General features: G+C 69.6%; 23 protein-coding genes. 12 read left to right on the top strand and 11 right to left on the bottom strand.

The window, feature by feature from the left end; all coding sequences use genetic code 11:
- Positions 1-26: 26 nt before the first annotated feature.
- The 3 genes from BLW75_RS25040 to BLW75_RS25030 form a co-directional block, all read right to left on the bottom strand.
- Positions 27-683, bottom strand: a complete 657-nt coding sequence (locus tag BLW75_RS25040) for a TetR/AcrR family transcriptional regulator (protein WP_034314235.1) — start codon at positions 681-683, stop codon at positions 27-29.
- On the bottom strand, positions 680-1,159 hold the full coding sequence (locus BLW75_RS25035; protein ID WP_034314237.1) for a YqeB family protein: 480 nt from the start codon (positions 1,157-1,159) through the stop codon (positions 680-682). Before BLW75_RS25035 ends, BLW75_RS25040 begins: the two co-directional genes overlap by 4 nt.
- A 123-nt stretch (positions 1,160-1,282) precedes the next feature.
- A complete protein-coding gene (locus BLW75_RS25030) occupies positions 1,283-2,806 on the bottom strand; it encodes a dynamin family protein (RefSeq protein ID WP_091599927.1) in 1,524 nt (507 codons plus the stop codon).
- Between the two features lie 194 nt (positions 2,807-3,000).
- On the opposite strand from BLW75_RS25030, the gene BLW75_RS25025 reads away from it, so the two are divergent.
- The 3 genes from BLW75_RS25025 to BLW75_RS25015 all read left to right on the top strand — a co-directional run bounded on the left by BLW75_RS25025 (position 3,001) and on the right by BLW75_RS25015 (position 5,485).
- A complete protein-coding gene (locus tag BLW75_RS25025) occupies positions 3,001-4,194 on the top strand; it encodes a sensor histidine kinase (protein WP_422108475.1) in 1,194 nt (397 codons plus the stop codon).
- Positions 4,191-4,847: a response regulator gene (locus BLW75_RS25020; protein ID WP_034314242.1), complete on the top strand. Its 657-nt coding sequence runs from the start codon at positions 4,191-4,193 to the stop codon at positions 4,845-4,847. Before BLW75_RS25025 ends, BLW75_RS25020 begins: the two co-directional genes overlap by 4 nt.
- 224 nt (positions 4,848-5,071) lie before the next feature.
- Positions 5,072-5,485, top strand: coding sequence for a VOC family protein (locus BLW75_RS25015; RefSeq protein WP_034314245.1), 414 nt, complete (start codon positions 5,072-5,074; stop codon positions 5,483-5,485).
- 18 nt (positions 5,486-5,503) lie between these two features.
- On the opposite strand, the gene BLW75_RS25010 is transcribed toward BLW75_RS25015, so the two are convergent.
- Positions 5,504-6,415: an SDR family NAD(P)-dependent oxidoreductase gene (locus BLW75_RS25010; RefSeq protein ID WP_034314248.1), complete on the bottom strand. Its 912-nt coding sequence runs from the start codon at positions 6,413-6,415 to the stop codon at positions 5,504-5,506.
- Entirely contained in the window at positions 6,416-6,994 is a 579-nt protein-coding gene (locus BLW75_RS25005; protein ID WP_034314251.1) for a TetR/AcrR family transcriptional regulator, read from the bottom strand.
- 190 nt (positions 6,995-7,184) lie between these two features.
- Between BLW75_RS25005 and BLW75_RS25000 the strand changes: the two genes are divergently transcribed.
- The 6 genes from BLW75_RS25000 to trmB all read left to right on the top strand — a co-directional run bounded on the left by BLW75_RS25000 (position 7,185) and on the right by trmB (position 12,149).
- Positions 7,185-8,123 carry an ABC transporter ATP-binding protein gene (locus BLW75_RS25000; RefSeq protein WP_034314252.1) on the top strand — a complete coding sequence of 313 codons (939 nt, stop codon included), beginning with the start codon at positions 7,185-7,187 and terminating at the stop codon, positions 8,121-8,123.
- Positions 8,124-8,161: 38 nt separating this feature from the next.
- Positions 8,162-8,893, top strand: a complete 732-nt coding sequence (locus BLW75_RS24995) for an ABC transporter permease (protein ID WP_034314254.1) — start codon at positions 8,162-8,164, stop codon at positions 8,891-8,893.
- Positions 8,894-9,042: 149 nt separating this feature from the next.
- Positions 9,043-9,960 carry an ABC transporter ATP-binding protein gene (locus tag BLW75_RS24990; RefSeq protein ID WP_034314255.1) on the top strand — a complete coding sequence of 306 codons (918 nt, stop codon included), beginning with the start codon at positions 9,043-9,045 and terminating at the stop codon, positions 9,958-9,960.
- Positions 9,957-10,709 (top strand): ABC transporter permease, encoded by a 753-nt coding sequence (locus BLW75_RS24985; protein WP_034314258.1) that lies wholly within the window; start codon positions 9,957-9,959, stop codon positions 10,707-10,709. Before BLW75_RS24990 ends, BLW75_RS24985 begins: the two co-directional genes overlap by 4 nt.
- A 169-nt stretch (positions 10,710-10,878) precedes the next feature.
- Positions 10,879-11,421, top strand: coding sequence for a hypothetical protein (locus BLW75_RS24980; protein WP_034314260.1), 543 nt, complete (start codon positions 10,879-10,881; stop codon positions 11,419-11,421).
- Between the two features lie 44 nt (positions 11,422-11,465).
- Entirely contained in the window at positions 11,466-12,149 is a 684-nt protein-coding gene (trmB, locus tag BLW75_RS24975; protein ID WP_034314431.1) for a tRNA (guanosine(46)-N7)-methyltransferase TrmB, read from the top strand.
- Positions 12,150-12,368: 219 nt separating this feature from the next.
- Here trmB and BLW75_RS24970 read toward each other — a convergent pair whose 3' ends face one another.
- Positions 12,369-14,618, bottom strand: coding sequence for an FtsX-like permease family protein (locus tag BLW75_RS24970; protein ID WP_034314263.1), 2,250 nt, complete (start codon positions 14,616-14,618; stop codon positions 12,369-12,371).
- The gene (locus tag BLW75_RS24965) at positions 14,618-15,313 is read right to left on the bottom strand and encodes an ABC transporter ATP-binding protein (protein ID WP_016338261.1); all 696 of its coding nucleotides are present in this window, start codon (positions 15,311-15,313) and stop codon (positions 14,618-14,620) included. Before BLW75_RS24965 ends, BLW75_RS24970 begins: the two co-directional genes overlap by 1 nt.
- A gap of 180 nt (positions 15,314-15,493) precedes the next feature.
- On the opposite strand from BLW75_RS24965, the gene BLW75_RS24960 reads away from it, so the two are divergent.
- The 3 genes from BLW75_RS24960 to BLW75_RS24950 all read left to right on the top strand — a co-directional run bounded on the left by BLW75_RS24960 (position 15,494) and on the right by BLW75_RS24950 (position 19,352).
- Positions 15,494-17,269 (top strand): sensor histidine kinase, encoded by a 1,776-nt coding sequence (locus tag BLW75_RS24960; protein ID WP_034314265.1) that lies wholly within the window; start codon positions 15,494-15,496, stop codon positions 17,267-17,269.
- A complete protein-coding gene (locus BLW75_RS24955; protein ID WP_034314268.1) occupies positions 17,266-17,916 on the top strand; it encodes a response regulator in 651 nt (216 codons plus the stop codon). Before BLW75_RS24960 ends, BLW75_RS24955 begins: the two co-directional genes overlap by 4 nt.
- A gap of 128 nt (positions 17,917-18,044) precedes the next feature.
- Positions 18,045-19,352: an amidohydrolase family protein gene (locus tag BLW75_RS24950; protein WP_034314270.1), complete on the top strand. Its 1,308-nt coding sequence runs from the start codon at positions 18,045-18,047 to the stop codon at positions 19,350-19,352.
- Between the two features lie 292 nt (positions 19,353-19,644).
- Here BLW75_RS24950 and BLW75_RS24945 read toward each other — a convergent pair whose 3' ends face one another.
- From BLW75_RS24945 to BLW75_RS24930, 4 genes are all read right to left on the bottom strand, one after another.
- A complete protein-coding gene (locus tag BLW75_RS24945) occupies positions 19,645-20,331 on the bottom strand; it encodes an SDR family oxidoreductase (RefSeq protein ID WP_034314433.1) in 687 nt (228 codons plus the stop codon).
- 66 nt (positions 20,332-20,397) lie between these two features.
- Positions 20,398-22,125 (bottom strand): arabinofuranosyltransferase AftB family protein, encoded by a 1,728-nt coding sequence (locus BLW75_RS24940; RefSeq protein WP_034314273.1) that lies wholly within the window; start codon positions 22,123-22,125, stop codon positions 20,398-20,400.
- A gap of 53 nt (positions 22,126-22,178) precedes the next feature.
- The gene (locus tag BLW75_RS24935; RefSeq protein ID WP_034314276.1) at positions 22,179-22,796 is read right to left on the bottom strand and encodes a class I SAM-dependent DNA methyltransferase; all 618 of its coding nucleotides are present in this window, start codon (positions 22,794-22,796) and stop codon (positions 22,179-22,181) included.
- A gap of 69 nt (positions 22,797-22,865) precedes the next feature.
- Positions 22,866-24,467, bottom strand: a complete 1,602-nt coding sequence (locus tag BLW75_RS24930; protein ID WP_091598302.1) for a DUF7850 domain-containing protein — start codon at positions 24,465-24,467, stop codon at positions 22,866-22,868.
- Between the last annotated feature and the right edge of the window lie 116 nt (positions 24,468-24,583).

Genomic DNA, 24,583 nt, shown 5'->3' with positions numbered 1-24,583 from the left:
CGTAACTGGTGTCCCGGGCCTACCGATCAGCCCGGGGAGATTTCACCAGTGTCGGCCACGAGCCCGCCGTCCGGGGGCGAAATCGGCAGAACGGGACGGAGGAATCTGACGATCAGCTCCTTCATCACCGCGAGTTCCGCCGCCGGATCGAGGTCGGGCTCCAGAATCACCCGGGAAAGCGGCGCGTCGACCAAGGCGACGAGCCAGCTAGCCACCGTCTTCGGCTCGAAACCGGGATCGATCCGGCCCGCGTCCACCGCCCGCGTCACCAGGCCGACGAGTCCGTCGCGCAGTGCGCGGTCGTTGCCCTGGATGAGCCTGGCCAGCTCGGCGTCGCGGGAACACTGCGCGGCGACCTCGAGGACGAGTTTGGCGATGACCGGGTGCAGAAGCTGTTCCGACACGTGCGTGATGACCTGGAGGATGGCTTCCCCCGGATCCTCGATCTCTTCGGCGGCCGCGAGCATGGCCGCGGTCTCGTCGGCGTCCTGCTCGAAGATGCCGACGAACACCGCGCGCTTGTTGGGGAAGTAGTGGAACAGGTTGCCGGTGCTGATCCCCGCGGCACGGCAGATCTCCGCCGTCGTCGTCTTCTCGAAGCCCTTCATCGCGAAGCAGCCCGCGGCGGCGTCGAGAATGGCGCGGCGTTTCGCCTCGTGCTTGGCCGGGTCGACCGTCCTCATTTCACCGCCGGCGGCTCGTCCTGCCACGGGTAGCCGTGGTCGAGAAAGGCCTTGGCGACGGCTTTGCGGTCGACGTCGCCCTTCTGCCGCACCAGTTCCCGGCCGTCCGCGGCGAGCAGGACCAGCTCCTTGCCGTCGAAGAAGACGGCCTCAAGCCGCGCTTCGTACGCGCGACTGCGGCCCTTGGTGGTCAGCGTGATGCGGGTCGGCGTCACCTTGACGATCAACCGCTCGTGCGCCCAGACCGCGGCGAAGAACAGGCCGAGGGCCAGGCCGACGCCGATCCCGGTGACCATGCCCCATGGCCGCGGCATATCCGAGACGAGCTGGAAGGGGCCCTTGAACGGGACCCAGCTCAGGGACGCCACCCAGCCCGAAATCGACTGGAGGAACCAGCCCAGCGCGGCGCCCGCCAGCGGACAGCCGACCCAGGAGGCCGTGCGCAGCCACTGGGGCTCGTCGACGATCGTTTCCATGCGCTCATTATTAGACCGAGCGCTCGGTTTATCAATCCCACGCAATTAGTCACCTACTTGCCCCAGACCGCATACGTGCGCGTGAGCTCGCTCGGGCAAGTAGGTGACTAATTGCGGTAGGGGTCAGTCGCGGATCTGCTGCCAGATGAGGAAGTACGCCCGGTGCACGACGTGCGCGACGCGGCTCTGCGCGGGCGTCGCGCCGAAGGACGCGAAGGAGCGCCACCAGCCGGCGCGCTCCAGGGCGTGGGCCGCCAGCTCGGCGCGCGGAGCGCCCGGCTTGCCGAGCTGGGCGCCGATGTCGGCGTTGCTGCCGACCCGCAGGACCTCCTCGGACAGGTCCTCGGGCATGTCGACGGCGCCGGACGCGACCAGCGTGAGCGCTTCGAGCAGCCGCAGCTGGTGCGCCTCGGGCTTGGCGAGCAGGACCTCGATCGCGTCGTGGACGCGCTGCCGTTCGGCCGGGTCACCGGACGCGTGGGCCAGCGCGGTGACCGACGCCAGCGCGGCCGCCGCCTTGATGCCGTCGGCGCGGGCGGCGAAGACGATGCTCAGCCGCTGGCGGACGGCTTCGAGCCCGGAGGCGTCGAGCAGCTTCCGCCGCAGCGAGCCCGCGGTGATCTCGGGGTCCTTGCGGATCGCCTCGACGGCGTACCGGACGCCGAACAGGTCCAGTTTCTCCAGCAGCCGCAGCCGCGTGCCCGCCGCGACGTCGCATTCCCAGCTGGTGAAGATGTCCGCCGAGATCAGCATGGTCTCGAGGATGTCGTCGTCCATCTCGGCCAGCTGGCGCAGCGCTTCGGCGTCGGGCGAGGTGAACCCGCCGGACTCGGCCGACTCCGCGATCAGCCCGATCACCGGCAGCACGTCCGCGACGCGGGGCTTCAGCGTCGCGGCCTGCTTCTCCGAGAGCAGCGTCGCGGCCTTCCACACGTCGCCGCCGGAGCCTTCGACCGACTCCGGCGCGATGGTGTCCGCCTTGTTGAGCACCGCGATCGCGTTGACCGGGCCCGCCTCGCGGCTCGCGGTCGCGGCGGTGAACGCGGCGAGCGCCTGCTGGTCGTCGGCGCGCACGCCCTGGGTGACCACGTAGAGCACGGCTTCGGCGCCCGCGACGGCGTTGCGCGAGGTGTCGTCCAGGTCGTCGGAGCCTTCGTCGTCCTCGTCACCGTCTTCGGGCTTACGGTGCTTCGCCGCGCCCAGCAGCTCCTCGGTCCGCGACACCGAAGCGGCGTCGAGCGAGCCCAGCCCCGGGGTGTCGATGACGGTCATGCCCTGCAGGACCGCGTTGGTGAGGTACGCCTCGATATGCGAGACCTTGTCGATGTCGATGCCCAGTTCGGCCGGGATCATCCCGTCGGCGGAGAAGGGCAGCACCTGTTTGCGGCCGTCGGTGAAGACGATCTCGACCCGGTCGACCGTGCCGTACTGAAACCTGGTCACCAGCCGGGTGCACTCGCCGACGTCGGTCGGCGCGACCCGGCGCCCGATCAGGGCGTTGACCAGGGTGGACTTCCCCGATTTGATCCGGCCCGCGACGGCGACCTGCAACGGGCCGCCCAAACGCCGCAACACCTCGGCGAAACCGGCCGCGGTCCGCGCGGACACCTGGGGCTGGAGGCGGTGGCAGAGGTTCGCCACCGACATCGACAGCGGGCCGGCCAGACGGCCCTGCTCCGTCGCTGAGGTCACGGTGCCCACCCCTCCCAGTCGTCGAGCACACCGAGGGGAATCGTGCCATGCCGCTCATCCTCGGGTCGCACCGAAGGTGGTACCGGCGACCGACGCGCGAGCGGCACCGGCCGACATAGTGTTACCAGGTGCGACGGTTGAGCCTCTGGATGCGTGCCCACCCCATGGCGGGGGACAGTCTCATCGCCGTCGTCCTGCTGCTGACCGACCTGCTGGTCTATGTGGCGGCGACCGAAACGCCGGAAGTCCCGATGCCGCCGTGGTACGTGACCGTGCCGCTGGACATCGCGATGGTCGCCCCGCTGGTCTTCCGGCGGAAGGCGACGCTGTGGTCGGCGTACCTGGTGCTGCTGATCGGCATCCCGCACGGTGCGCTGGAACTGGGCGCCGCCAGCGCTTTCGCCGTGATGATCAGCATCTACTCGGTACTGGTCTACGTCGGCCGCAAACAGGGGCTGCTGTATCTCGTGGCGACGCTCGTCACCTCGGGGATCCAGCTTTGGGTCGATCCGCCGGAGGACGTGTGGGTGCTGGCGATCATCGGCATCTTCTCCAGCGCACTGTGCTGGACGCTCGGCGAGTTCGCCGGCGCGAGGCGCGCCTATCACGAGGAGGTGGAAGCCAGGTTGCATCTACTTGAAACGGAACGGGACCAGGCGACCAGGATCGCCGTCGGCGAAGAACGCGGACGTATCGCCCGTGAGCTGCACGACGTCGTCGCGCACGCGGTGAGCGTGATGGTCGTGCAGGCCGACGGCGCGTCCTACGCGGTCGACGGGAATCCCGAGATGGCGAAACGGGCCTTGCAGACGATTTCGGAGACCGGCCGCGGCGCGCTCGCCGAGTTGCGGCGGCTGCTGGACGTGCTCCGCAGCGACGGCGACGACGAGCCGCGCGTGCCGCAGCCGGACGCCAGCGCGCTGACCGACTTGGCGGACCGGATCCGCCAGGCGGGGGTGCCGGTGACGCTCGCGATCGGTTCGGACGTGCTCGCCGGGCTGCCCGCCGGGGTGTCCCTCGGCGTGTACCGGATCGTGCAGGAGTCGCTGACGAACACGCTGAAACACGCCGGCCAGGGCGCGCAGGCCGAGGTCCTGGTGCGGCGGGAGGCTGACGTGATCGACGTCAAGGTCACCGACGACGGCGCCGGCCGCGCGAACCAGCTGGTGCCCGCGGCGGCCAAACATGCCGCGCCGCCTCGAAGACTCACCGTCCCCGGTGGGAACGGATTGATCGGAATGAGGGAACGGGCGAACGTCTTCGGCGGCACGCTGGAGGTCGGGCCCGCCCCCGGTGGAGGGTGGCAGGTGCACGCGAGGCTCCCGGTTAGGTTGGCGACGTGATACGGGTGGTGGTCGTCGACGACCAGGAATTGATGCGCGTCGGGTTCCGGATGGTCCTGGGCGCGCAGGCCGACATCGATGTCGTCGGCGAAGCGGGCGACGGGGCGCAGGCCATCCGCCTGGCGGAGGAACTGCGGCCCGACGTCGTGCTGATGGACGTCCGGATGCCGGTGCTGGACGGGGTCGAGGCGACGAAGCGGATCGTCGAGGCCGGGACGGCGCGGGTGCTCGTGATGACGACGTTCGACCTGGACGAGTACGTCTATTCGGCGTTGCAGGGCGGGGCGAGCGGGTTCCTGCTGAAGGACACGCAGCCGGATCACCTGGTGTCGGCGCTGCGGGCGGTCGCTTCGGGCGACGCCGTGGTCTCGCCGTCGGTGACGAGGCGGCTGCTCGACCGGTTCGTCGGCGGCGGCGGGAAGCCCCTGCGGGACGCGGCCGAGCTCGACGTCCTCACCGAACGGGAGCGGGAGGTGCTCGTGCTGATCGCGAAGGGCCTCTCGAATCTGGAGATCGCCGAGACGCTGTTCCTGTCCGAGGCGACGGTGAAGACGCACGTCGGGCGGATCCTGTCGAAGCTGGATCTGCGTGACCGGGTGCAGGCCGTGGTGCTCGCCTACGAGACCGGGCTGGCGCGTCCCGGAGTCACCTGAGACTGGAATTTCGCGTGCGGGTGGACGACACGCGTGATCAGACGGACGACACGCGTGACTGGAGGGACGGCACGCGTACGCAGCCGCGTGTCGTCCGGCGGTGGGTACCCGAGACGCGGCCGGCCCCTGACCGAACTCGCGTCCGAAGATTCGGAAAAGTGGTCATTCGGTGAGCACTTTGCGGTGGATCCTTGTCTTCAGAGCCACTACTTGAGGAGAAGGAAATGCTGCGAGGTCTCACCACCACCACGTTCTACGCCGACGACATGACCGCCGCGATCGAGTGGTACTCCGATCTCTTCGGGATCGAGCCGTACTTCGTCCGCAACGGTCCCGACGGGACGCCGGCGTACGCCGAGTTCCGGATCGGCGACTACCAGCACGAGTTCGGCCTGGTCCGCGGCGACTTCCGGCCGTCGATGGCCCAGCCCGGCCCCGGTGGCGCCATCGCGAACTGGGCCGTCGACAACGTCGAGGACGCCTTCACGAAGCTGCTCGAGAAGGGCGCGAAGGAGTACGAGCCGATCATCGAGCGCGGGCCGGGCTTCGTGACCGCGGCCGTCGTCGACCCGTTCGGCAACGTCCTCGGCGTCATGTTCAACCAGCACTACCTGGACGTGCTGGCCGGGAAGAAGTAGCCCCCGGCCAGCACGGTCTCAGCGGTACAGTGCGTGCTCCGCGGTCTCCGGATCCTTGCCCGCGTCCCGGACTTCGGCCATCCACTTGCCGAAGTCGGGGCGTGAGCCGTCGACGTCGGTCAGGCCGTACTCGTTCATCAACGTCCACGACGCGAGCGTCTTGCCCGCGAACCGCGAGACCTCCGGGTCGGTCGCCAGCTTCGCGACACCACGCCCGAGCAGCGCCGGGGTCTCCGAGATGGCGAAGTCGACCGGAGCGGACTTGCCCACCGCGTCACGCCAGGTCTCCTCGGTGACCCCGAAGTGGTCGAGCATCGCCTCCGACCGCAGGAAACCCGGCGTGACGGTCATGCCGACGCAGTCGTACTTCTTCAGTTCGGCGCCGAGCGCCCTGCCGATCGCGCGGATGCCGCATTTCGCGAGGAAGTACGGGATCCCCGCGCCGACGTACTCGTCGTGGTCGCCGTCGGTGACCTCGATGACGAGGCCACCCTCCCGTTTCACCACCAGCGGGAGGAGCCGGTGCAACGCGATCAGATGCGTGTCGATCGCGTTGTGCACCAGGGTGAGCGCGTCGTCGAGGCTGGAGTCCCAGTACGCCCCCTCGAAGTCCGCGTACTGGTCGCCGCCCCAGACGTCGTCGACCAGTACGTCGATCCGGCCGTCCACTTCGGACTCGATCCGCCGCTTCAACGCGTCCACATCGGACACCACGGTGAAGTCGGTCCGGACGGGGATGCCCCACCCACCCGCCGCGTCGACGAGCTCGGCGGTGTCCTCGATCGTCTCCGAACGCTTCATCGGCGACTGGTGGTCTCGGGTCGTACGGCCGGTGACGAACACCGTCCAGCCGAGCCTGCCCAGCTCCACCGCGATCGCGCGGCCACATCCCCGTGTCGCCCCCGCGACCACGGCCACTTTCCGGTCCATTCAGGACACTCCCTTCCACGCGGTCAGCACCGCGTCCACGTCTTGCCCCATCCGTTCGGTGATCCGGCCCTTCGGCCGGATCGACCAGTCCAGCGCGGCCCCGTTCGCCACCCCCAGCAACACGCGCGCCGCACGGACGACACCCGGCGCACCCGGCAGCTCACGCGCCGCGACGCGCGCCAGCCGCCGTAATTCCGCTTCCACGGCGGTGAAATGTTCACCGAGCAGGGCACGCAGTTCCGGGTCACCGATGTCCACACCCAGCTGCCCGAGATGGTTCGCCGCCGTCTCCGCGTCGCCCAAGCCCTCGTAGACCACGACGACCGCCGCGCGCAGCGCCTCCACCGGATCGGCCAGCTCGCCGCATTCCCGCATCCGTTCCACGACGGATCGCGTGTTCGCCCGGCTCAACGCCAGCAGAAGACCGTTCTTCGAGCCGAATCGCTGGGCGACGGTGCCGACCGCGACACCGGCCTCCGCCGCCACCTGGGCCAGCGTGAAACCCGGGCCGACCATGCCGATCACGGCCCCCGCCGCTTCCAGCAGTCGCTCGTCGGTGATGGTGCGGGGTCTCGCCATGCGATTATTGAATCACGGTTCATTAACCCTGGCGAATCAGGGTCACTCTCAGGGGTATCACCGATCGCGTACGCCGCCGGAAGACGGCAAGCTACGTCTCAGGTCGGGTACCAGGTTGGCACCTCAGGATGACGCGCTCGGCCACCCACATGGACGACGATTGTTCTCGCAGTCGCCGAGGGGAGCAGACATGATCGAGGCAGCGGGCCTCACCAAGCGGTACGGCAAGACACTGGCGGTGAACGACCTGTCCTTCTCCGTCGCGTCGGGGGAGGTCACCGGCTTCCTCGGCCCGAACGGGGCGGGCAAGTCGACGACCATGCGGATGATCCTCGGCCTGGACAACCCGACCGCGGGCCAGGTGCGCATCGGCGGCAAGCTCTACCGCGAGCTGAAAGATCCACTGCGGACGGTCGGCGCACTGCTGGACGCCAAATGGGTGCACCCCAACCGGTCGGCGCGGGCGCATCTGCAGTGGATGGCGCGGTCCAACAAGATCCCGGCGGCCAGGGTCGACGAGGTGCTCGACATCGTCGGGCTCACCAGCGTCGCCGGAAAGCGCGCCGGCGGGTTCTCCCTCGGCATGTCGCAGCGGCTGGGGATCGCGGCGGCCCTGCTCGGCGACCCGGAGGTCCTCCTCTTCGACGAGCCCGTCAACGGCCTCGACCCCGAGGGCATCCTCTGGATCCGCAAGTTCATGCACCGGCTGGCCGACGAAGGCCGCACGGTGTTCGTTTCCTCGCACCTCCTCTCGGAGATGGCGCTGACCGCGAGCCACCTGGTCGTGATCGGCAAGGGGCGCCTGATCTCCCAGTCCTCCACCGAGGACTTCGTGGCGCGGGCCGCCGAGAACACGGTCAAGGTCCGGTCGCCGCAATTGCCCGCGCTGCGCGCCGCGCTGACGCAGGCGAGCGCCCAGGTCGCCGACGCCGACCGAGCGATCGTGGTGTCCGGTTTGGACAGTGACAAGATCGGCGAGATCGCCGCGGCCAACCAGATCGTGCTGCACGAGCTCAGCCCGCAGACCGGCTCCCTGGAGCAGGCCTTCATGCAGATCACCGGCGACTCGGTCGAGTACCACACCGGTCTCGAAGCCGAAGCCGCCGAAGTGGTCACCGCCGCCCAGTAGCCGGCACAGCCAGCCACTCTTCCGAGGAAAGAAAAGCCATGACTCTGCTCGCCGTGGAACGCATCAAGCTGTTCACCACCCGCTCACCCTGGTGGTGCGCACTGGCCGCACTCGCGGTCGTGATCGGTTTCGCCGCCATCGTCTCCGGTGCCGCACCCGAGGGGGAACTCACCGACGTCAGCCTGACCCAGTTCGGTTACGGCTTCGGCATGGCCGTGATCATGGTGCTGGCCGCGCTTTCGGTGACCACCGAATACCGCTTCAGCACCATCCGGACCACCTTCCAGGCCGTACCGAACCGCACCGCGGCGCTGCTGGCCAAGACCGGCGTGGTCGCGGCCCTGTCGCTCGTGGTCGGCGAGGTCGCCGCGTTCGGCGCCTGGGGCCTCGCCTCGGTCATGCGGCCGGAAGACCTCGCGCTGAACACCGCCGCGGAGTGGACCAGTGTCGCCGGGGTCGGCGTGGTGTTCGCACTCGCCTCGGTGATCGCGATCGCCGTCGGCATCTTGATCCGGCACAGCGCGGGGGCCATTTCGCTCGTGCTGATCTACGCCCTCGCGGTGGAGAACCTGATCCAGCTCATCCCGAAGATCGGCAAGGACATCTACGAGTGGATGCCGTTCCGTGTCGCCGACAGGTTCCTCACCGGTTCGGGCCCCGCCAGGGCGGAAGCACCGTTGAGCCAGGCCGGATCGCTGGCCTACTTCGCCGGCTTCGCGCTGGTGCTGCTGGTCATCTCGCTGGTCGTCGCGAACAAGCGCGACGCGTAAGGACTTCCACAGGGGAGAAGCCGGATGCCTCGCTCGGGGGAGTGAGGCATCCGGACGGGGAGAAAAAGGGGAACAAGGACCGGGCCGCCTATCGGGGGGCAGCCCGGTCCTTTCCCGCGTAATGTCGGAATCCACTGGAGGGAGGGCTGATGATCGAAGCCACCGGACTCACGAAACGCTACGGCGACAAGCTCGCCGTCGATGACCTTTCCTTCACCGCCGAAGCAGGACGGGTGACCGGTTTCCTCGGCCCCAACGGGGCGGGGAAGTCCACCACCATGCGGATGATGCTCGGGCTCGACAACCCCACGTCGGGCTCGGTGACGATCGACGGCATGGCCTACCGCGAGCTGCGTGATCCACTTCGGACGGTCGGCGGCATGATCGACGCCACCTGGCGGCATCCCGGCCGCACCGCGCGCGAGCACCTCCGGTGGATCGCCGCGACGAACGGCCTCCCGGACAAACGCGTCGACGAGGTACTCCGGCTGGTGGGGCTCGACTCGGTCGCCCGCAAACGAGCCGGACAGTTCTCGCTCGGGATGTCGCAGCGGCTCGGGATCGCCACGGCACTGCTGGGCGACCCTCGGGTGCTGCTGTTCGACGAGCCGGTCAACGGGCTCGACCCCGAGGGCATCGTGTGGATCAGGAAGCTGATGCACGCGCTCGCCGCCGAGGGGCGCACCGTGTTCGTGTCCAGCCACCTGCTGCCGGAGATGGCACAGACCGCGCAGGACCTCGTCGTGATCGGCCGGGGAAAGCTGATCTACCAGGGCACGATGGAGGAGTTCGTCGGCCGAGCGAAGGGCCTCGGCGTGCGGGTTCGCAGCCCGCATCTGCCCGAACTGCGTACCGCGCTCACCGACAAGGGCGCCGAGTTCCGCGAGGAGGACGGCGCGCTCGTCGTGTCCGAAATGGACAGTGACACCATCGGCGAACTCGCGTTCGCCGCCGGCGCGACCCTCCACGAGCTGAAGCCGCTCACCGGCTCGCTCGAACAGGCGTACATGCAACTCACCGCCGAGTCCGTCGAGTACGGCGCCGGCGTACCGGAGGTGGCCCGATGACCGCGGCGAACATGCTCCGCGCGGAGCGGATCAAGCTGCTGAGCACGCGCACTCCCTGGTGGTGCGCGGCCATCGCGGTGGTGGTCGCCCTGGCCTACACCGCGCTCTTCTTCGGCTTCGTGCCGCTCGAAGGCCAGTCAGGCGTCACCTCGACTCAGGTCGCCAGCGCGCTCGGCCGCACCGTGGTGCTGGTCCTCGCCATCCTCGCGGCGGCGACGGAGTTCAACTGGGGCACGATGAAGCTGACCTTCCAGGCGGTGCCTTCGCGCGTGCCCGCCCTGCTGGCGAAGGGCGCCGTCGTCGGGGTGTTCTCCGGGCTGATCGGGCTGCTGGTGGGCTTCGGCTCGTGGGCGGTCGCGTACCTGATCAAACCGGCCGCCGACCTGGGCCTGGCTTCGGGCGCCGACTGGCGTGCGGTGGCGGGTCAGGGCCTGACCTTCTTCCTGACCGGTCTGCTCGGCGTCGGCCTCGGCCTGCTGTTCCGCAGCCCCGCGTTCGCGCTCGGGTTCGCCCTGGCCTGGACGCAGGTGCTCGAGGGACTCGTCGTGCTGATTCCGAAAGTGGGCGGCGACATCTACCAGTGGATGCCGTTCTTCGCGGCGAATCAGTTTTCCGGGCCGGATCTCACGGTGTCGATGTTGAAACTCGAACCACCGCTGGGGCCGTGGGGTTATTTGGCTTATTTCGGCGGTATCTGCGTGATTATCTATGCGGCTGGGCTGATGATCACCCATCGAAGGGATGCGTGAGCTTTTACCGCGGCCAAAGGAGTTAAGTCCACGTTAAGAGCCTGTGGCTTCTCTCACACGGAGCGGACATACTGTTCCAGCCCGGGCGATGCTCGGGATGAGCCTATTTTTCGGCTCTCGGCCCCGGAGGTGATCCTTGACGGTGGATTCCGGTCAGGGAGTAGAACGCATGATCCCGCAAGCCCGCACGGAAAGTATGCAGCCGCGGCTCGAGCCCATGCTCGACCTCGAATGGTCACAGGCGATCGAACTGCCCCGCACGGTCGCGTCCGCGACCCGGCCATCCGATATTCGCCGCGCCTGGGTACACCGCGCACCCGAAGATCTCGTTGTCGCGCTGTACCGCGCGTCCAGTGGAATGCACGGCGAAATCCCCGCGCCGTGGTGGCTTCGCGCCGTCGTGGACGGCAGGCTCGAATCGCGGGAACTCGGTTTCCGCATCGAAGATCGGATCGCCGGTCTGCTCGGCAGGCGTCCCGGCTGGGAATTCGTCCCGTGGGCCGCGGACGGAGAATCCGGTTACTGGGAGTTCATGCCCTCCGAACGCGGAGCGTCCGGGCATTCGATCCCGACCACGGTGCTGAACACCAGCCGCCACGACGGCTGGATCGACGTCCTCCCCGCCCATTCCAGTACGACGCCGTCGCCGATCGCGGTCGCCGGATTCGCCGGGCTGCGCTCGCGGCTGGGGGAGTTCGAAGCGGTCCGGTAACCCCCGCGTTTAATGGGCTGGTGGAAAACGAGGACCAGCCACGGATGCGCAGCGTGGTCAGCTATGTCAAACGCGGCGGCCGGATGACCGTCGGGCAGCAGCGAGCCTGGAACGAGCTCTGGCCGTCGCTCGGCCGCACCGTCGGCGAACTGCCCGAAGGACCGGTGGACTTCGACGACTGGTTCGGCAGGCAGGCGGCCGTGCTCGTCGAGATCGGTTCGGGCATGGGCGAGACCACGTCCCAGCTCGCCGCCGCCGCGCCGGAGCTCAACTACGTCGCGGTCGAGGTCTACGACCCGGGGCTCGGCCAGCTGATGTTGCGCGCCGAGAAGCTCGGGGTGAAGAACCTGCGGCTGATGCACGGTGACGCCGTCGTGCTGCTGACCTCGCACGTGGAGCCGGGCTCGCTGGCCGGGGTCCGGCTGTTCTTCCCCGACCCGTGGCCGAAGAAGCGGCACCACAAGCGGCGGATCGTGCAGCCGGAGTTCGTCTCGCTGGTGGCCTCGCGGCTCGCGCCGGGCGGCACCTTCCACATGGCGACCGACTGGGAGAACTACGCCGAGCAGATGATGGAGGTCTGTTCGGCCGAGCCGCTCCTGCGCAACCGCCACGCCGGCGAGCCCGGCGGCTGGGCGCCGCGGCCGGAGTGGCGGCCGATCACGAAGTTCGAGAACCGTGCCGACGTCGAAGGCCGGATCTCGCACGACCTGATCTTCGAGCGGGTCTGACGACGACACGGAAAGGGCCGGTCAGGACGTCCCCACGTCGCTGACCGGCCCTTTCTGCACACCCCGCGCCTTGGAACGCCCCCTGCGCGTCCCCGATGCCCGTTCGTCCCTCCCCCGACAGAGAGACGACCGGGCACCCGGCCCGTGGGTGGATCACCACCGACTCCACCCACGAGACCTGCCCGCCCAGGCGCCATGACGCCATTCGGGCGAATCTTTTTACTCGTCGGCCAGCGGCTCCGACTGCACCCGCTTGAGCGCCGGGGTCGAGACGGATGCCCCGAGCAACGCCACCCCGATTCCCAGCACCACGGGCGCCAGCAGCCACGGGCTCAGCACGACCGCCTCCTTCTCGACCAGGCTGTAGAGCCCCATGCCGACTCCGATCCCGACCACACCCGCGCCGATGGTGGCCACCATCGCGGGCAGGGCCGCTTCCATCCGCAGCGCCTTCGACAGCACCCGGACCGGTGTCCCGGCCGCGATGAGCGCCCCGAAGGTGCGGCGGCGGTCCATCACCGAGCCCGCGGTCGCCACGGCCGCGCTGCATCCGGCGAGCACGCCGGCGGCGATCAGGCCGATCACGGTGACCCGGCGCAGGTCGCCGAGCTCCTGCTGCTGACCGATCAGGTGCAGGCCGCGGCTGCCGACCTCCTGACCGGGGGCCGCCCCGACCAGCGCGGTCCGCACGACCTCGCCGTTCTCCGGGGTGGTCGGCACGATCACGTCGAAGCGCTCCGGAGTGATGCCCGCGGGCACCAGGGCCGGGTCGATGACGATCGTGCTGGAGGTGTCCTCGTCGCTCTTCGGGAAAACGTGCACGGGAGCCTTCGGGTCCAGCGGCGTACCGGCCTTGTCGTACTCCGACGTCACGCGATACGCCGCCGGGTCGATCGCGGACCCGCTGTAGATCGCGGGACCCGCCTGGCAGGAACCGGCGATGTTCACCCGCAGGAGTTTCGTGGCGTCCTCGCAGCTCATCACGAACGCCCGGTTCAAGCGCTGGGAGCGGGTCCCCGTCTCGCCGGTGGCCAGGTAGACCTGCCCGACCGAGACGGCCTTCTCGGTGATCCCGTAGCGGGCGAGGGAGGCGTTGGCCTGGTCGGCCGTCTGCTGCGCGTGGGCCGCGTCGGATTCGGCGTAGAGGACGTTGTCCTTGAAGGTCCGGCCGCCGCCCGCCATCGATTCGAACGAAGGCAGCAGGGTGAGCGCCATCGAGCCGGTGAAGACGGCCAGCACGACACCCGCGGTGGCGCGGTAGGCGCTCTTCGGGTCGTCGCGGAGCCTGCATCCGGCCAGCAGCGATGCCGGTTTGCGCCAGATCCGGACGAACGTGCCGCCGACCGCCGAGGTGACCCACGGTCCGATGATCGCCGCCGACCCGACCAGCAGGAACAGGCCGAGCATCACCATCGGCAAGCTGGCGTTGTCCTGGCTGATCGCGAAGAGGAAGAAGGCACCGGCCACGGGGATCGCGAGCAGCCGCCACCAGTGCAGCGGCTTGCGGGCGTGTGCCGAAGCCGCGAACAGCGGTGTCTTCAGCACTCGGCGGATGCCGAGGACCCCGGCGAAGACGACCAGCAGCGGGATCGCCACGGCGACCGCGACGGTCGAGCCGACCGACAGGCTGAAGTCCGACGCGAGCCAGGTTCCGCCGCCCCACGGGACGAACGTCGAGAGGCCTTGGAGCGCCGGTGCCACGAGGATGCCGAGCAGCGCGCCGACCACGGCGGACAACGCCGTCTCGGCGGCGACGATCTTCGTCACCTGGCCGGGAGTCGCCCCGGCCAGCCGGAGCGCCGCCATCCGCAGCTCACGCCGGGCGGCGGTGAGCCTGGCCGAAGACGCGACGAGCACCAGGCTCGGCACGAGCAGGACGATCACCCCGACCCAGGCGAGCAGTTCGAGCAGCGGATCGGGCTTCGCTTCCTTGTTCGGGAAGCCGTCCGCGGCCATCGCCGTCTTCGGCATCGACTCCGGGGTGTGGCCGACGACGGCGACCAGCTGCTCCGGATACATCAGCGCTTCGGGTCCGAGCGCGTCGACGAGTTTGCCGAACCGGTCCCCGAGCTGCGCCTGCGGCGTCGACTGGATCAGTTTCCCGAGAGCGGGGGAGACGATCGACTCGCCGGGCGCGGGCAGCCGAGGGATGCCCGGCGGCAGGCTGAGCATCGGCGAAGTACCGGTCTGGGCGATGTCGACGCGGGTGATCTCGCGGTCGCCCGAGTAGTCCTTGTTCGCCGCCATCAGCAGCGGCCCCGGCGCCTGGCTCTCCCCGGACCGGGAGTAGTAGCTGCCGGTGTCCTGCCAGATCGCCCGCTGGGAGCGGGCCTGCGTGGCGCCCGGGAGGGAGGCCAGCAGGAGCACCAGACTGGTCGCGACGGCGACCCCGACCGCGGTGAGGATGGCCGACGTGCGGGTCCGGCGGTCGACCCGGAGCACCCGCATGGCCAGCTGGAAGCTGTTCATCAGGCGGCCAGCCTCGTCGCGATCAGGCCGTCCCGGATGGAGACCGTGCGCGGCATGGCTTCGGCGAGCTCGCGGTCGTGGGTCACCACGATCACCGCGGCACCGCTGTCGGCGGCCGCGGCGAGCAGCGCGTCCATGGTGGCGCGGCCGGTGCGGGTGTCGAGCGCACCGGTCGGCTCGTCGGCGAAGATCACCTTCGGCCGGTGCGTCAGCGCCCGGGCGATCGCGACGCGCTGCGCCTCGCCGCCGGAAAGCTCACCGGGGCGGCGCTTCTCCTTGCCCGCGAGGCCGAGCTTCGCCAGCCATTCGCGGCCGGCCTCGATGGATTCCTTACGGCCCTTGCCACCCAGGAGCGACGGGAGCGCGACGTTCTCCTCGGCGCTCAGTTCCGCGACGAGCATCCCGGACTGGAACACGAAGCCGAACTCGGTGCGCCGCAGTTCGCTGCGCTTGCGCTCGTTGAGCTGGTCGACCCGCTGCCCGGCCAGGAAGATCTGCCCGGAGTCGGCGCGGAGGATGCCGGCGAGCACGTGCAGCAGGGAGGTCTTGCCCGAGCCGGACGGCCCGACGATGGCGACCGCGTCACCCGCCTGGATGTCGATGTCGATCCCGGCCAGCGCGTGCTGCGTGCCGTACCGCTTCACCAGCCCGCGGCCCGAAAGCACCGGCTGCCCTGTCCACTGTGGATCTACCACCGTGATTCTCCCTAGTCAGTCACTTGTGTTCTGCTTCGGGAAAGAGCTTCGCGGTGAACCGCCCGTGTCCACTTCGGGCAGACGGCCAGTGCTGATCACCCGCGCATCGGCCGATCGGCCGACCCGGCTCGGGCCGGTCGGCCAAGGTGCGGACGCCTGCCGATCCTCTACCGTCACGGTGTGACAGCAGGTCCGGCCCAGAACAAGTTCCCCGCGCGGGTAAGTGCGCTCGCGCGACGTATCGGCATGCCCGCCGTCGTCCTGCTGGCCGCGCTCGCGTTCGACCTGGTCTTCGTGACCGACGCCGCCTTCGACGACACCGGCGCGCGCGGGATCGATCTCCTGCTCTTCCCCGGCATCTTCGCGATGGTGTTCTGCGCGCTCTGGGCGCAGAAGCGGGCCGCCGTCGCCGCCGTCGCGGCCTCGGTGGTACTGGTGGCGTACACGCTGGTCGTCCGGTATTTCGACATCCCGGCCTACTCGAGCGTGCTCGCCCACCTGTCCATCACCGAGGTGGTGGCGGGGGTCGAGATCCTGTTCTACGCCGCGCGCCGGACACGGCCGGGTGTCGCGTTCGCCGTGATCGCCGGCCTGGTGCTGGCCACGCTGACCGCGGTGTCCGGCCGGTACTACCCCGGCAGCGAGTCGAACGGCACCATGGCGCAGGCGATGCTGTTCGGCGGGCTCCTGCTGGGCGGCACGCTGCTCTTCGCGATCCCCGGGCGCGACCGGACGGCGCATCCGAAGAACTACGAGAAGCTGCAGAAGCTCAACAAGCTGGTGATGGGCCAATGGCCGCTCATCGGCATGCTGGCCATCGCGCTGATCCTGGAGTTCGGCTTCACCTACGAGAGCGGGGCGCACGGCTTCCCGATCCTGGTCTGCTCGATCGTCGCGGCGATCATCGCGGTCGCCGCACCACGGCGGCCCGCCGACGCGATGGTCGCGCTCACCGCGGTCATGTTGCTGTCGGCGCTGGTGACGCCGTTCCTCCGGCTTCGCTACGACTACCCGACCCCAGGCGGCGTGCCGGGCACTCAGATCGTGGCGGGGATGGGCCTGGTCGTCACGCTGGTCCGCGCGGTCGGGCTCAGCAAGGCCGTGTCCCGCGTCACCGCGCTGTCGGCGGTGGTCGCCGTGGCCGCCGTCCTCAACGCCACCCGGCCTTCCCCCAGGCTGATGACCGACCCGGACGACATCGCGGGCCTCGCCGTCGTCGGGCTGCTGCTGCTCGGCATTTCGGTGGCGGTCGGCCTGGCGTTGCGGTCCCGGGATTCGGAACGCACGCAGGTCATCCAGTCGGCGATCAGCGACGCGCAGACGTCGGAGCGGATGGCGCTCGCGCGGGAACTGCACGACGTGGTCGCCCACCACGTGACCGGGATCGTCGTGCAGGCGCAGGCGGCGAAGATGATGGGCGAGAAGAATCCGCAGGTCGCGGTCGAGGCGATGGGCCGGATCGAGGACGCGGGGGTGGAGGCGCTCGCGGCGATGCGGCGGCTCGTGCGGAGTATGCGCGGTGACGCCCCGGCCGGGAGCAGCGAGTTCAGCGAACAGGCCACCACCGATCTCGCCGCCGACCTGCGGACGCTGATCGAACGGTCGAACCACGGCGTGAAGACGTCGATGAAGCTCGAACTGCCGCCGAACGTGCCGCACGAGGTCGGGCGGTCGGCGTTGCGGCTGGTGCAGGAGTCGCTGACGAATATCGGCAAGCACGCGTCCGGCGCGAAGGAGGCGCTGGTCATCGCCGAGGTGACCGACAACGAACTGCACCTCCAGGTGACCGACGACGGACGCGAACCACAGGGCCGTCCGGCCGGCGGGTCGGGCGGCTACGGTCTGATCGGCATGCGCGAACGGGTCGCCCTGCTGCACGGCCGGCTCACCGCCGGACGGGCGCCGGGCGGCGGATGGCGCGTCGAAGCGTGGCTACCCCTTGAAGGAGAAGAGTGATCCGGGTATTGATCGCCGACGACCAGGACATGGTGCGGATCGGCTTCCGGATGATCCTGGACGCGCAGGACGACATCGAAGTGGTCGCCGACGTGCCGGACGGTGTTTCGGCGGTCGCGAAGGCGCGCGAACTGCGGCCGGACGTCTGCCTGCTGGACATCCGCATGCCGGGCATCGACGGGCTCGAGGTCACCAAGCAGCTCGCGGGCCCGGACGTCGCCGATCCGCTGAAGGTCGTGGTGGTCACGACGTTCGACCTCGACGAATACGTGCACACCGCGCTGCGGAACGGCGCGAGCGGGTTCCTGCTGAAGGACGCCGGGCCCGCGCTGCTGATCGAAGCCGTGCGAGCGGCCGCGCGCGGGGACGCGCTGGTCTCGCCGCAGATCACCGTCCGGCTGCTGAAGCATTTCGACGGCGGAGCGGTGAAACGCGACGTCACCCCGCCTTCGGAACCGCTGACCGCGCGGGAGCTGGACGTGGTCAAGGCGGCCGCGAAGGGGCTGACGAACACCGAGATCGGGGCGGAGCTGTTCCTGTCGCTGTCCACGGTGAAAACCCATCTGGCGTCGGTGCAGGGCAAGGTCGGCGCGCGGAACCGGGTGGAGATCGCGGCCTGGGCGTGGCGGAGCGGCGTCGTGGACTGAGCTGCTTTTGTTCCCCCGGTGTCCCGGCAGGGCGCGCCGACAAGGCGATGGTGCCGTTCACGCGTAAGCCGCGCCCTGGCGACGAGATAGCGAGTCGGTGCGACAAATGGCACCCGTAAGCTCCATTCATGCAACGCCGTTTCCACGCTCCTGTCGTTCTCCCCGCCGACCCCGCTTGTTCGTTGCTGCGTGACGCCGTGGTCGACGTGGACGAGACGGGCCGCGTCACCCATGTCGGTCCCCTGTCCGGGGCCCCCGAAACGTCCGCTCCCGTGACCCGGTTGAGCGGCATCCTCCTGCCCGGTCTGGTCAACGCGCACGCGCACAGCCCGATGACGCTGCTGCGCGGCATGGGCGGCGACCTGCCGCTGCTGCCGTGGCTGACCGAGATCATCTGGCCCACCGAGGCGAGGCTGGAGCCCGCCGACATTCGCACCGGCATGATGCTGGGCTCGATCGAGATGCTGCGGCACGGCGTCACGACCAGCGCGGAGATGTACTTCGAAGGCGAGCAGCTCGCCGACGCGGTGCTCACCACCGGTGGCCGGGTGGTGCTGGGCCCGCCGATCATGGAACTGCCGGGGATGGACTGGCGCGCGATGCTGAAGAGTATCGAACGCTGGATCGACACCGACGGTCTCCGGTTCGGGCCCGGCGAACGGATCGAGGTCGGCTACGGGCCGCACTCGGCGTACATGCTGAACGAGGAGGCGCTGCGGGCGACCGCGGAATCGGCGGCCGAGCGGGGCGCGCTCGTGCAGATCCACGTCGCCGAAGCGGCGCTCGAAGACGTCAAGCAGCGTGAAGCGCACGGCTCGGTGCCCGCGCTGCTGGAGAAGGTCGGGATGCTGCGGGGGCGGACGCTGGCCGCGCACGCGATCCACCTGTCCGACGAGGACATCGCGCTGTTCGCCGCGCGCGGCGTCGGGATGGCGCACTGTCCCGGATCGAACGCGAAACTCGCCTCGGGCATCGCCCGGGTGACGGAGCTGCGGAAGGCGGGCGTCGCCATCGGGCTCGGCACCGACGGCCCGGCGTCGAACGACGACATCGACCTGTGGGAGGAAGTGCAGCTCTCGGCGATGTTCGCGCGGCTCGCGACCGGTGACTCGACCGTGCTGACCGCGGCCGACGCGTTCCTGCTCGGCACCCGCGGCGGCGCGGACGCGCTGGGCCGGACCGACATCGGCGCGCTGGAAGCGGGCCGATGGGCGGACATGGTGCACGTCGACCTCGACGACCCGGCCTTCGCGACCGGTATCGACGTGCCCGACGAGCAACTGCTCTCGAACCTGGTGTGGGCAGCGGGCTCACGCCGCGTCCGCGACGTATGGGTGGCGGGCGAAAAGGTCGTCGGCGACGGCGAACCCCTGCGGGTGGACCGTGCGAAAGTGCAGAGCGAAGTCGCCCAAACCTCCGCGCGCCTGCGCTCTTGACTCACCTACCCAGCCCCCCACCCGTCCCAGGGGGCGGCCCCGAGGCCAGTCTATCGGGGGTGGGGGCGGGGCCGGCGGAAAAGTGCTGCTCAGGGGCTGGTTGTCCACAATGGGACGGGGGTGTGGACAACTGGTCCGCGCACCCGATGTGGCATGGGGGACGTTGAGCGGCACCAGTGCCACATTGGGCGCAAGTCACGACCGCGCGAGCCGAGGCCGAGGTTCCCAATGTCGCATTTGAGGCGCTGAGCGTCTCAGATGCGACATTGGGAACCTTCCAGGGACGAGCGGGTCAGACCAGGCCGCGCGGCCTGAGGGTCACGTCGGTCGGGTGCGCGTCACCGGTGGCGGAGACCGCGGCGAGAACGGCGGCCGCGACGGATTCGGGGCGAAGGAAGCGTTCCGGCTCGTACGCGCGACCTTCGTCGGCGACGATCGCCTGCTGCATTTCGGTGTCCGTGCGGCCGGGGTAGATCGACGTCACCCGGAGTGCGGACTCCTCCTCGCGCAGCGAGTCGGCGAAGGCCCGGACGGCGAACTTGCTCGCGGCGTACGGCCCCCAGCCCGGCCGCGCGTTCTGCCCGGCGCCCGAGTTGATCACGACGACGTGGCCCTTCGAAGCGCGCAGCGCGGGCAGCAGCAGCCTGGTCAGCGTCACGACGCCGAGGACGTTGACCTCGAAGTTCGCCCGCCAGTCGGCGTCGGTCGCGGTCTCGACCGTGCCGAGCCGCGCCACGCCCGCCGAATGCACCAGCACGTCCAGTTCGCCGATTTCGGCGGTCGCCGTCTCCAGCGTCTCCGTATCGGTCAGGTCGATCGGCCACGGCTTCGCCTCGGGCAGTGTGCCCGCCAGTTCGCCGAGCGCGCCGGCGTCGCGTCCGCCGAGCAGCAACCGGTGGGTCGGGGCGAGCGCGCGAGCGGCCGCGGCACCGATACCGCGGGTGGCGCCGGTGACGAGAGCCAAGGGGAGATCAGCCATGCCGGCCACGCTAGTGGGTTCGGATCCGGACCGGTCAACGCGTGTCCGGAGGCGTAACTCGCGTGCTCAGCGGCCGCATACGACGGGAGGCGTCGCCACCCTCGGGAACCGGATGGAACCACGCGTGAACGACCCGGTGAGGTTGTCCGCGAAGCGGACGGCCGTCAGGGGTTCCCGCACCGACGCGTCGATCGCGACGAGATCCGGGCAGTCGAGCGCCGCTCGGGCGGCGGCGACGTCCGCGGAGCGGACCGGGCCGCCTTCGGTGATCGGGAGCCGCGCCGAATTCGCCAGCTCCCACACCGGGGGCAGCCATTTCTGGTGGCCAGGACGGCCGCCGGGGAGCGACGTCGAATGCGCGGCGAACGGGTTGGCGAGGCCGTAGCCGTCGCGCAGCCGCATGTCGAGCGGGATCAGCAGGCCGAGCGCGCCCATGCTGTCCGCCGCGACGGTCACGTACGGCCGGTCCGACGGGTACGCGTACCAGCGCCTGGTCGTGTAGTCCTGGATCAGCACCGCCGGGCCTTCCACACCGCGGACGGCCGCCAGCGCCGACGGCATCAGCGGGTGACCGGCGTAGTCCTCCGCCAGGATGGGATGTTCGTGCCCGGTCGACCGCGACCAGAACGATCGCTCGTCCGTGACACCCACGGCACGCGGAGAAGCCGAATACGCCGGACGGAGCGACGCGGCGGCCACGAACGCCCAGATCCCGACGGCGACCAGAAGGGACACGGTCACCCTCGTCACCGGCAGGGCCAGCACCGGCAGGAGCAGGCAGAACAGCGCCGGGAGCAGCATGCGCCCGTGCATGAAATCCCCGCCGACCCGGATCACGTACCCCGCGAGCAGCACCGCTCCGGCCACCGGAACCGCGGCGAGCACCACGAAGGTCTTGTCCACAGTGGACGAAACCGTGACGCCCGCGGCGACGAGCAGCAGCAGCGGGAGCCACAGCCAGTACGGCTGCACGAGATCGGCGAGGTACGCCCATCCGCGGTCCCAGTTCGCTTCCGACGCCTCCTTGACCAGTGCGGTGTTCGGCGTCAGCAGACCGTAGTAGCCCATCCGGAACACCTGATACGCCAACGGGAGCGCGGCCGCCACGGCCATCAGGCCCACCGCCCGGCGACGTCCTGGCCGCGCGAGGACGATCAACGCCACCAAGGCGACGGCGCTGAAGACCGCGAGGTCGGGCCGCACCAACGGCCCCAGCCCGGCGACCAGCGCGACCGGCCAGGTGCGCAAATTGTCCATTGTGGACGTACGGCGGACGAGCAGCCACCAGGTACCGCCCAGCCACAAGGTGATGAGCCCGGTCTCGAGCCCGGACGTCGCGAAGTCGCGGAACGGCGGCAGCGCGCAGACCACCAGCGCCCCGGCGGGCGCGAGTCCGTGGAACGCCAATGGCTGGTAGAGCCGCCGTGCGCCGTCCAGGCCGAAGAACAACCCGGCGACGGAGAAGACCAGCCCGGTGATCACGGAGACCCATTCCAGCGGTACCCCCGGGATCAGCCCGAGCACACTCAGGATGGCCGTCCACAAAGGACTGGTGTTGGTCTCGACCCGCTCGCCGACGTTGAACACCGGCCCGTTGCCCGCGAGGATCTGGCGGACCGTCCGCAGCACGATCAGCCCGTCGTCGCTCATCCAGCGGCGGCGCCAGGCCAGATCGGCGTAGACCATCAGCACCAGGCCGAACCCGACCCAAGTCCAGGTCGACGGCCTCAGGTACCAGGCCCGCGAAGGCCAGTCGGGCGTGCTCTCGCCCGTGGTCGTGTTCGTCTGCGTCATGGCCCCGCCCGGCTCGGTTGCGTGCGCAGCAGATCAGGCCCGCGGCCCACGAGTCAAACCGCACGGCCCGACAGGCAGGACTGTGGCCATTTCCTCCCTTCCATGGTCAGCCGCGCGGTGACCTCGAAGCCCGCCTGCCCGAGCAGGTCCGCGACCCGGCCGGGATCCAGCAGGTAGGCGTCGTAGGTGACCGGGTGGCCATACGCCGTCTCCGGGCTCAGCCGCTCGTCGCCGACGTGGAAACCGAGCAGCAGACGACCACCGGGCGCGAGCGTGCGACGGAACTCCGCGAACACCGCCGGGAGCTCCTCCGGCGGCAGGTGGAAGATCGACCACCAGGCGACAAGACCGCCCAGCTCGCCGTCCGGGAAATCCAGGGCGGTCATCGAGCCGACCGAAAACCGCTGGTCAGGGTGCTGACGACGGGCGACCTCGACCATTTTCGGCGACAAATCGACACCGGTGACGTCGAGGCCGAGCGACGCCAGGTGAGCGGTGACGTGGCCGGGACCGCAGCCGACGTCGACGACCGGGCCGCGCACCTGCTCGGCGAACGCGGCGAGCATCGCGCGGCTGATCGGCTCCTGGTGGAAGAGCGGCCTGATCCGCGCCGCGTAGTCCTCGGCGACGGTGTCGTAGGACTCGCGGGTGGCGTCGAGATGGGAAGTCACGGTCGGCGACGTTAGCGGGACCCACCGACACTTTGTGGCTAAGGCGTGACTCGCGTGATCGGGCGGCGATCACGGGTCGAGCAGGCCGGCGTCCCTGGTCAGATCTTCCGGAGCTCCCGGCGAGGTCACCGGCGTGCAGCCGGTCGCGGGGTCCGCCGCCGAGTCGGTGCCGTTGTAGTGCGCGACACCGGAACGGGTGAGCTGACGTGAGCCGGCGTCGAAGCACACCTGGTACGAGCCCGGAGTCAACCGTTCGAAGGCGTATCGCCCGTCCGGGCCGGTCACGGTTGAGCCGACCTCTTTGCCCGAAGCGTCCTTCAACGTCACCTTCACGTCCGGGACGCCGAGCTCGTCGCGGCTCTGGAGGCCGTCCTTGTCCTTGTCCAGCCACACGAAATCGCCCAGCCTGCTCGACGGCGCGTTCAAGCCCGCCGCGAGCGTCAGGTCCTTCCGCTTGCGAGGGCCGACGGTGGTGGTCGCGGTGCAGCCGCTCGCCGGGTCGGCGTCCGAATCCTTCGCGTCGTCGCCCGCGTCCTTCGCCGTATACGTGAAAGGAAGCCCGGCGATGTCGAAGCAGACCTGGTAGATGCCGTCCTTCAGCTTGGTGAAGCGGTATTTGCCGTCGGCGTCGGTGGTGAGCGTCCCGAGCGCCTTGCCCGACGCGTCCTTCAAAGTCGCCTTCACGCCCTGAACGCCCGGCTCCCCGGCGTCCTGCAATCCGTTCCGGTCGAGGTCGTTCCAGACGAACTCGCCGATCTCGTCGATCGCGGGCGGCGGGGTGACCTTGATGGTCGTGGTCGTGGTCGCGGTCTTCTTCGGCAGAGTCCCACTGGAGACGGTCGCGGTGCTGACGTGGCCGTTGTCCGCCTCGGTGACGTTCTTGTGGTCGCAGGTGACGGTCGCGGACTTACCGGCTTCGAGGGTCGCGATCGGGGCGGGGTTCGCGTCGCAGTACGGGTCTTCGACCTTGATGGCGGTCAGCTTCGTGGTGCCGTCGTTGGTGACGGTGAACCGGTAGTTCGCGGTGGTACCCGCCTCCAGGGTGGCCGTGGCGCCCCAGGCGCCGCTCGCCGGATCCCGCACCTCCGCCCTCGCGGAGAACGAGTCGACCCGCAGGTGGACGCAGTCCCACATGACCCAGTTGCGGTCGGTGGCGGCGAAGAACTTCACCGAACCGGCCGACGGCGGGGCGATCGACGGCGGGAAATCCTGCCGGGCCAGTTTGCCATCGGCCTCGACGGCGTGCACGACCTTGAGCTTGTTCTCCAGGACGACCTTGCCGGACCCGTTGTAGAACCGCAGCCCCGTCTCCTGGACGGCGTCCGCGCGCTGGACGTTCGTGCCGGTCCAGTCGGTCAGGGTGTAGACGCCGCCGGGCACGAACTTCATCGCCGCGTAGGCGGTGCTGACCATCTTGTCCGGCGTGGAGATCAGGGCGTATTTGCCGCCGTCCGGCTGATAGCCGCCGGCCGTCGACAACCTGGGTTGCTTGCTCCTCGGTGTGCCGGGAGGCACCGGGGCGGCCGGGTTGAACGTGTAACCGGCGGGCGGGCTGCCCTGCTCGACGCTCGGGTTCGGCGCGGCGCCACCGGTGCAGCCGGGCGGGACGGTCGCGGCCTGTGCGGACGCGGGAAGAATGCCCGCCACGAGTGCGCCTGCCGTCATCAACACCAGAGCCCTTTTCACAGGGCTGAAGCTAATGAGCGCGGCGGCGATCCGTAATCACCGAACGGTGTCGTCCGGCGCCCCGATCAGGCAGATCAAGTCTCGCCGAGAGTGATCGGGGC

The organism is Amycolatopsis lurida (assembly GCF_900105055.1).
Classification (GTDB): domain Bacteria; phylum Actinomycetota; class Actinomycetes; order Mycobacteriales; family Pseudonocardiaceae; genus Amycolatopsis; species Amycolatopsis lurida.
This window is presented reverse-complemented; position numbering and strand designations above follow the sequence as displayed.

Excerpts from the sequence above, each read along its gene's own strand:
- BLW75_RS25040 (WP_034314235.1), bottom strand. The coding sequence starts at position 683 with ATGAGGACGGTCGACCCGGCCAAGCACGAGGCGAAACGCCGCGCCATT.
- BLW75_RS25035 (WP_034314237.1), bottom strand. The coding sequence starts at position 1,159 with ATGGAAACGATCGTCGACGAGCCCCAGTGGCTGCGCACGGCCTCCTGG.
- BLW75_RS25030 (WP_091599927.1), bottom strand. The coding sequence starts at position 2,806 with ATGTCGGTGGCGAACCTCTGCCACCGCCTCCAGCCCCAGGTGTCCGCG.
- BLW75_RS25025 (WP_422108475.1), top strand. The coding sequence starts at position 3,001 with ATGCGTGCCCACCCCATGGCGGGGGACAGTCTCATCGCCGTCGTCCTG.
- BLW75_RS25015 (WP_034314245.1), top strand. The coding sequence starts at position 5,072 with ATGCTGCGAGGTCTCACCACCACCACGTTCTACGCCGACGACATGACC.
- BLW75_RS25010 (WP_034314248.1), bottom strand. The coding sequence starts at position 6,415 with ATGGACCGGAAAGTGGCCGTGGTCGCGGGGGCGACACGGGGATGTGGC.
- BLW75_RS25005 (WP_034314251.1), bottom strand. The coding sequence starts at position 6,994 with ATGGCGAGACCCCGCACCATCACCGACGAGCGACTGCTGGAAGCGGCG.
- BLW75_RS25000 (WP_034314252.1), top strand. The coding sequence starts at position 7,185 with ATGATCGAGGCAGCGGGCCTCACCAAGCGGTACGGCAAGACACTGGCG.
- BLW75_RS24995 (WP_034314254.1), top strand. The coding sequence starts at position 8,162 with ATGACTCTGCTCGCCGTGGAACGCATCAAGCTGTTCACCACCCGCTCA.
- BLW75_RS24990 (WP_034314255.1), top strand. The coding sequence starts at position 9,043 with ATGATCGAAGCCACCGGACTCACGAAACGCTACGGCGACAAGCTCGCC.
- BLW75_RS24985 (WP_034314258.1), top strand. The coding sequence starts at position 9,957 with ATGACCGCGGCGAACATGCTCCGCGCGGAGCGGATCAAGCTGCTGAGC.
- BLW75_RS24980 (WP_034314260.1), top strand. The coding sequence starts at position 10,879 with ATGATCCCGCAAGCCCGCACGGAAAGTATGCAGCCGCGGCTCGAGCCC.
- trmB (WP_034314431.1), top strand. The coding sequence starts at position 11,466 with ATGCGCAGCGTGGTCAGCTATGTCAAACGCGGCGGCCGGATGACCGTC.
- BLW75_RS24970 (WP_034314263.1), bottom strand. The coding sequence starts at position 14,618 with ATGAACAGCTTCCAGCTGGCCATGCGGGTGCTCCGGGTCGACCGCCGG.
- BLW75_RS24950 (WP_034314270.1), top strand. The coding sequence starts at position 18,045 with ATGCAACGCCGTTTCCACGCTCCTGTCGTTCTCCCCGCCGACCCCGCT.
- BLW75_RS24945 (WP_034314433.1), bottom strand. The coding sequence starts at position 20,331 with ATGGCTGATCTCCCCTTGGCTCTCGTCACCGGCGCCACCCGCGGTATC.
- BLW75_RS24940 (WP_034314273.1), bottom strand. The coding sequence starts at position 22,125 with ATGACGCAGACGAACACGACCACGGGCGAGAGCACGCCCGACTGGCCT.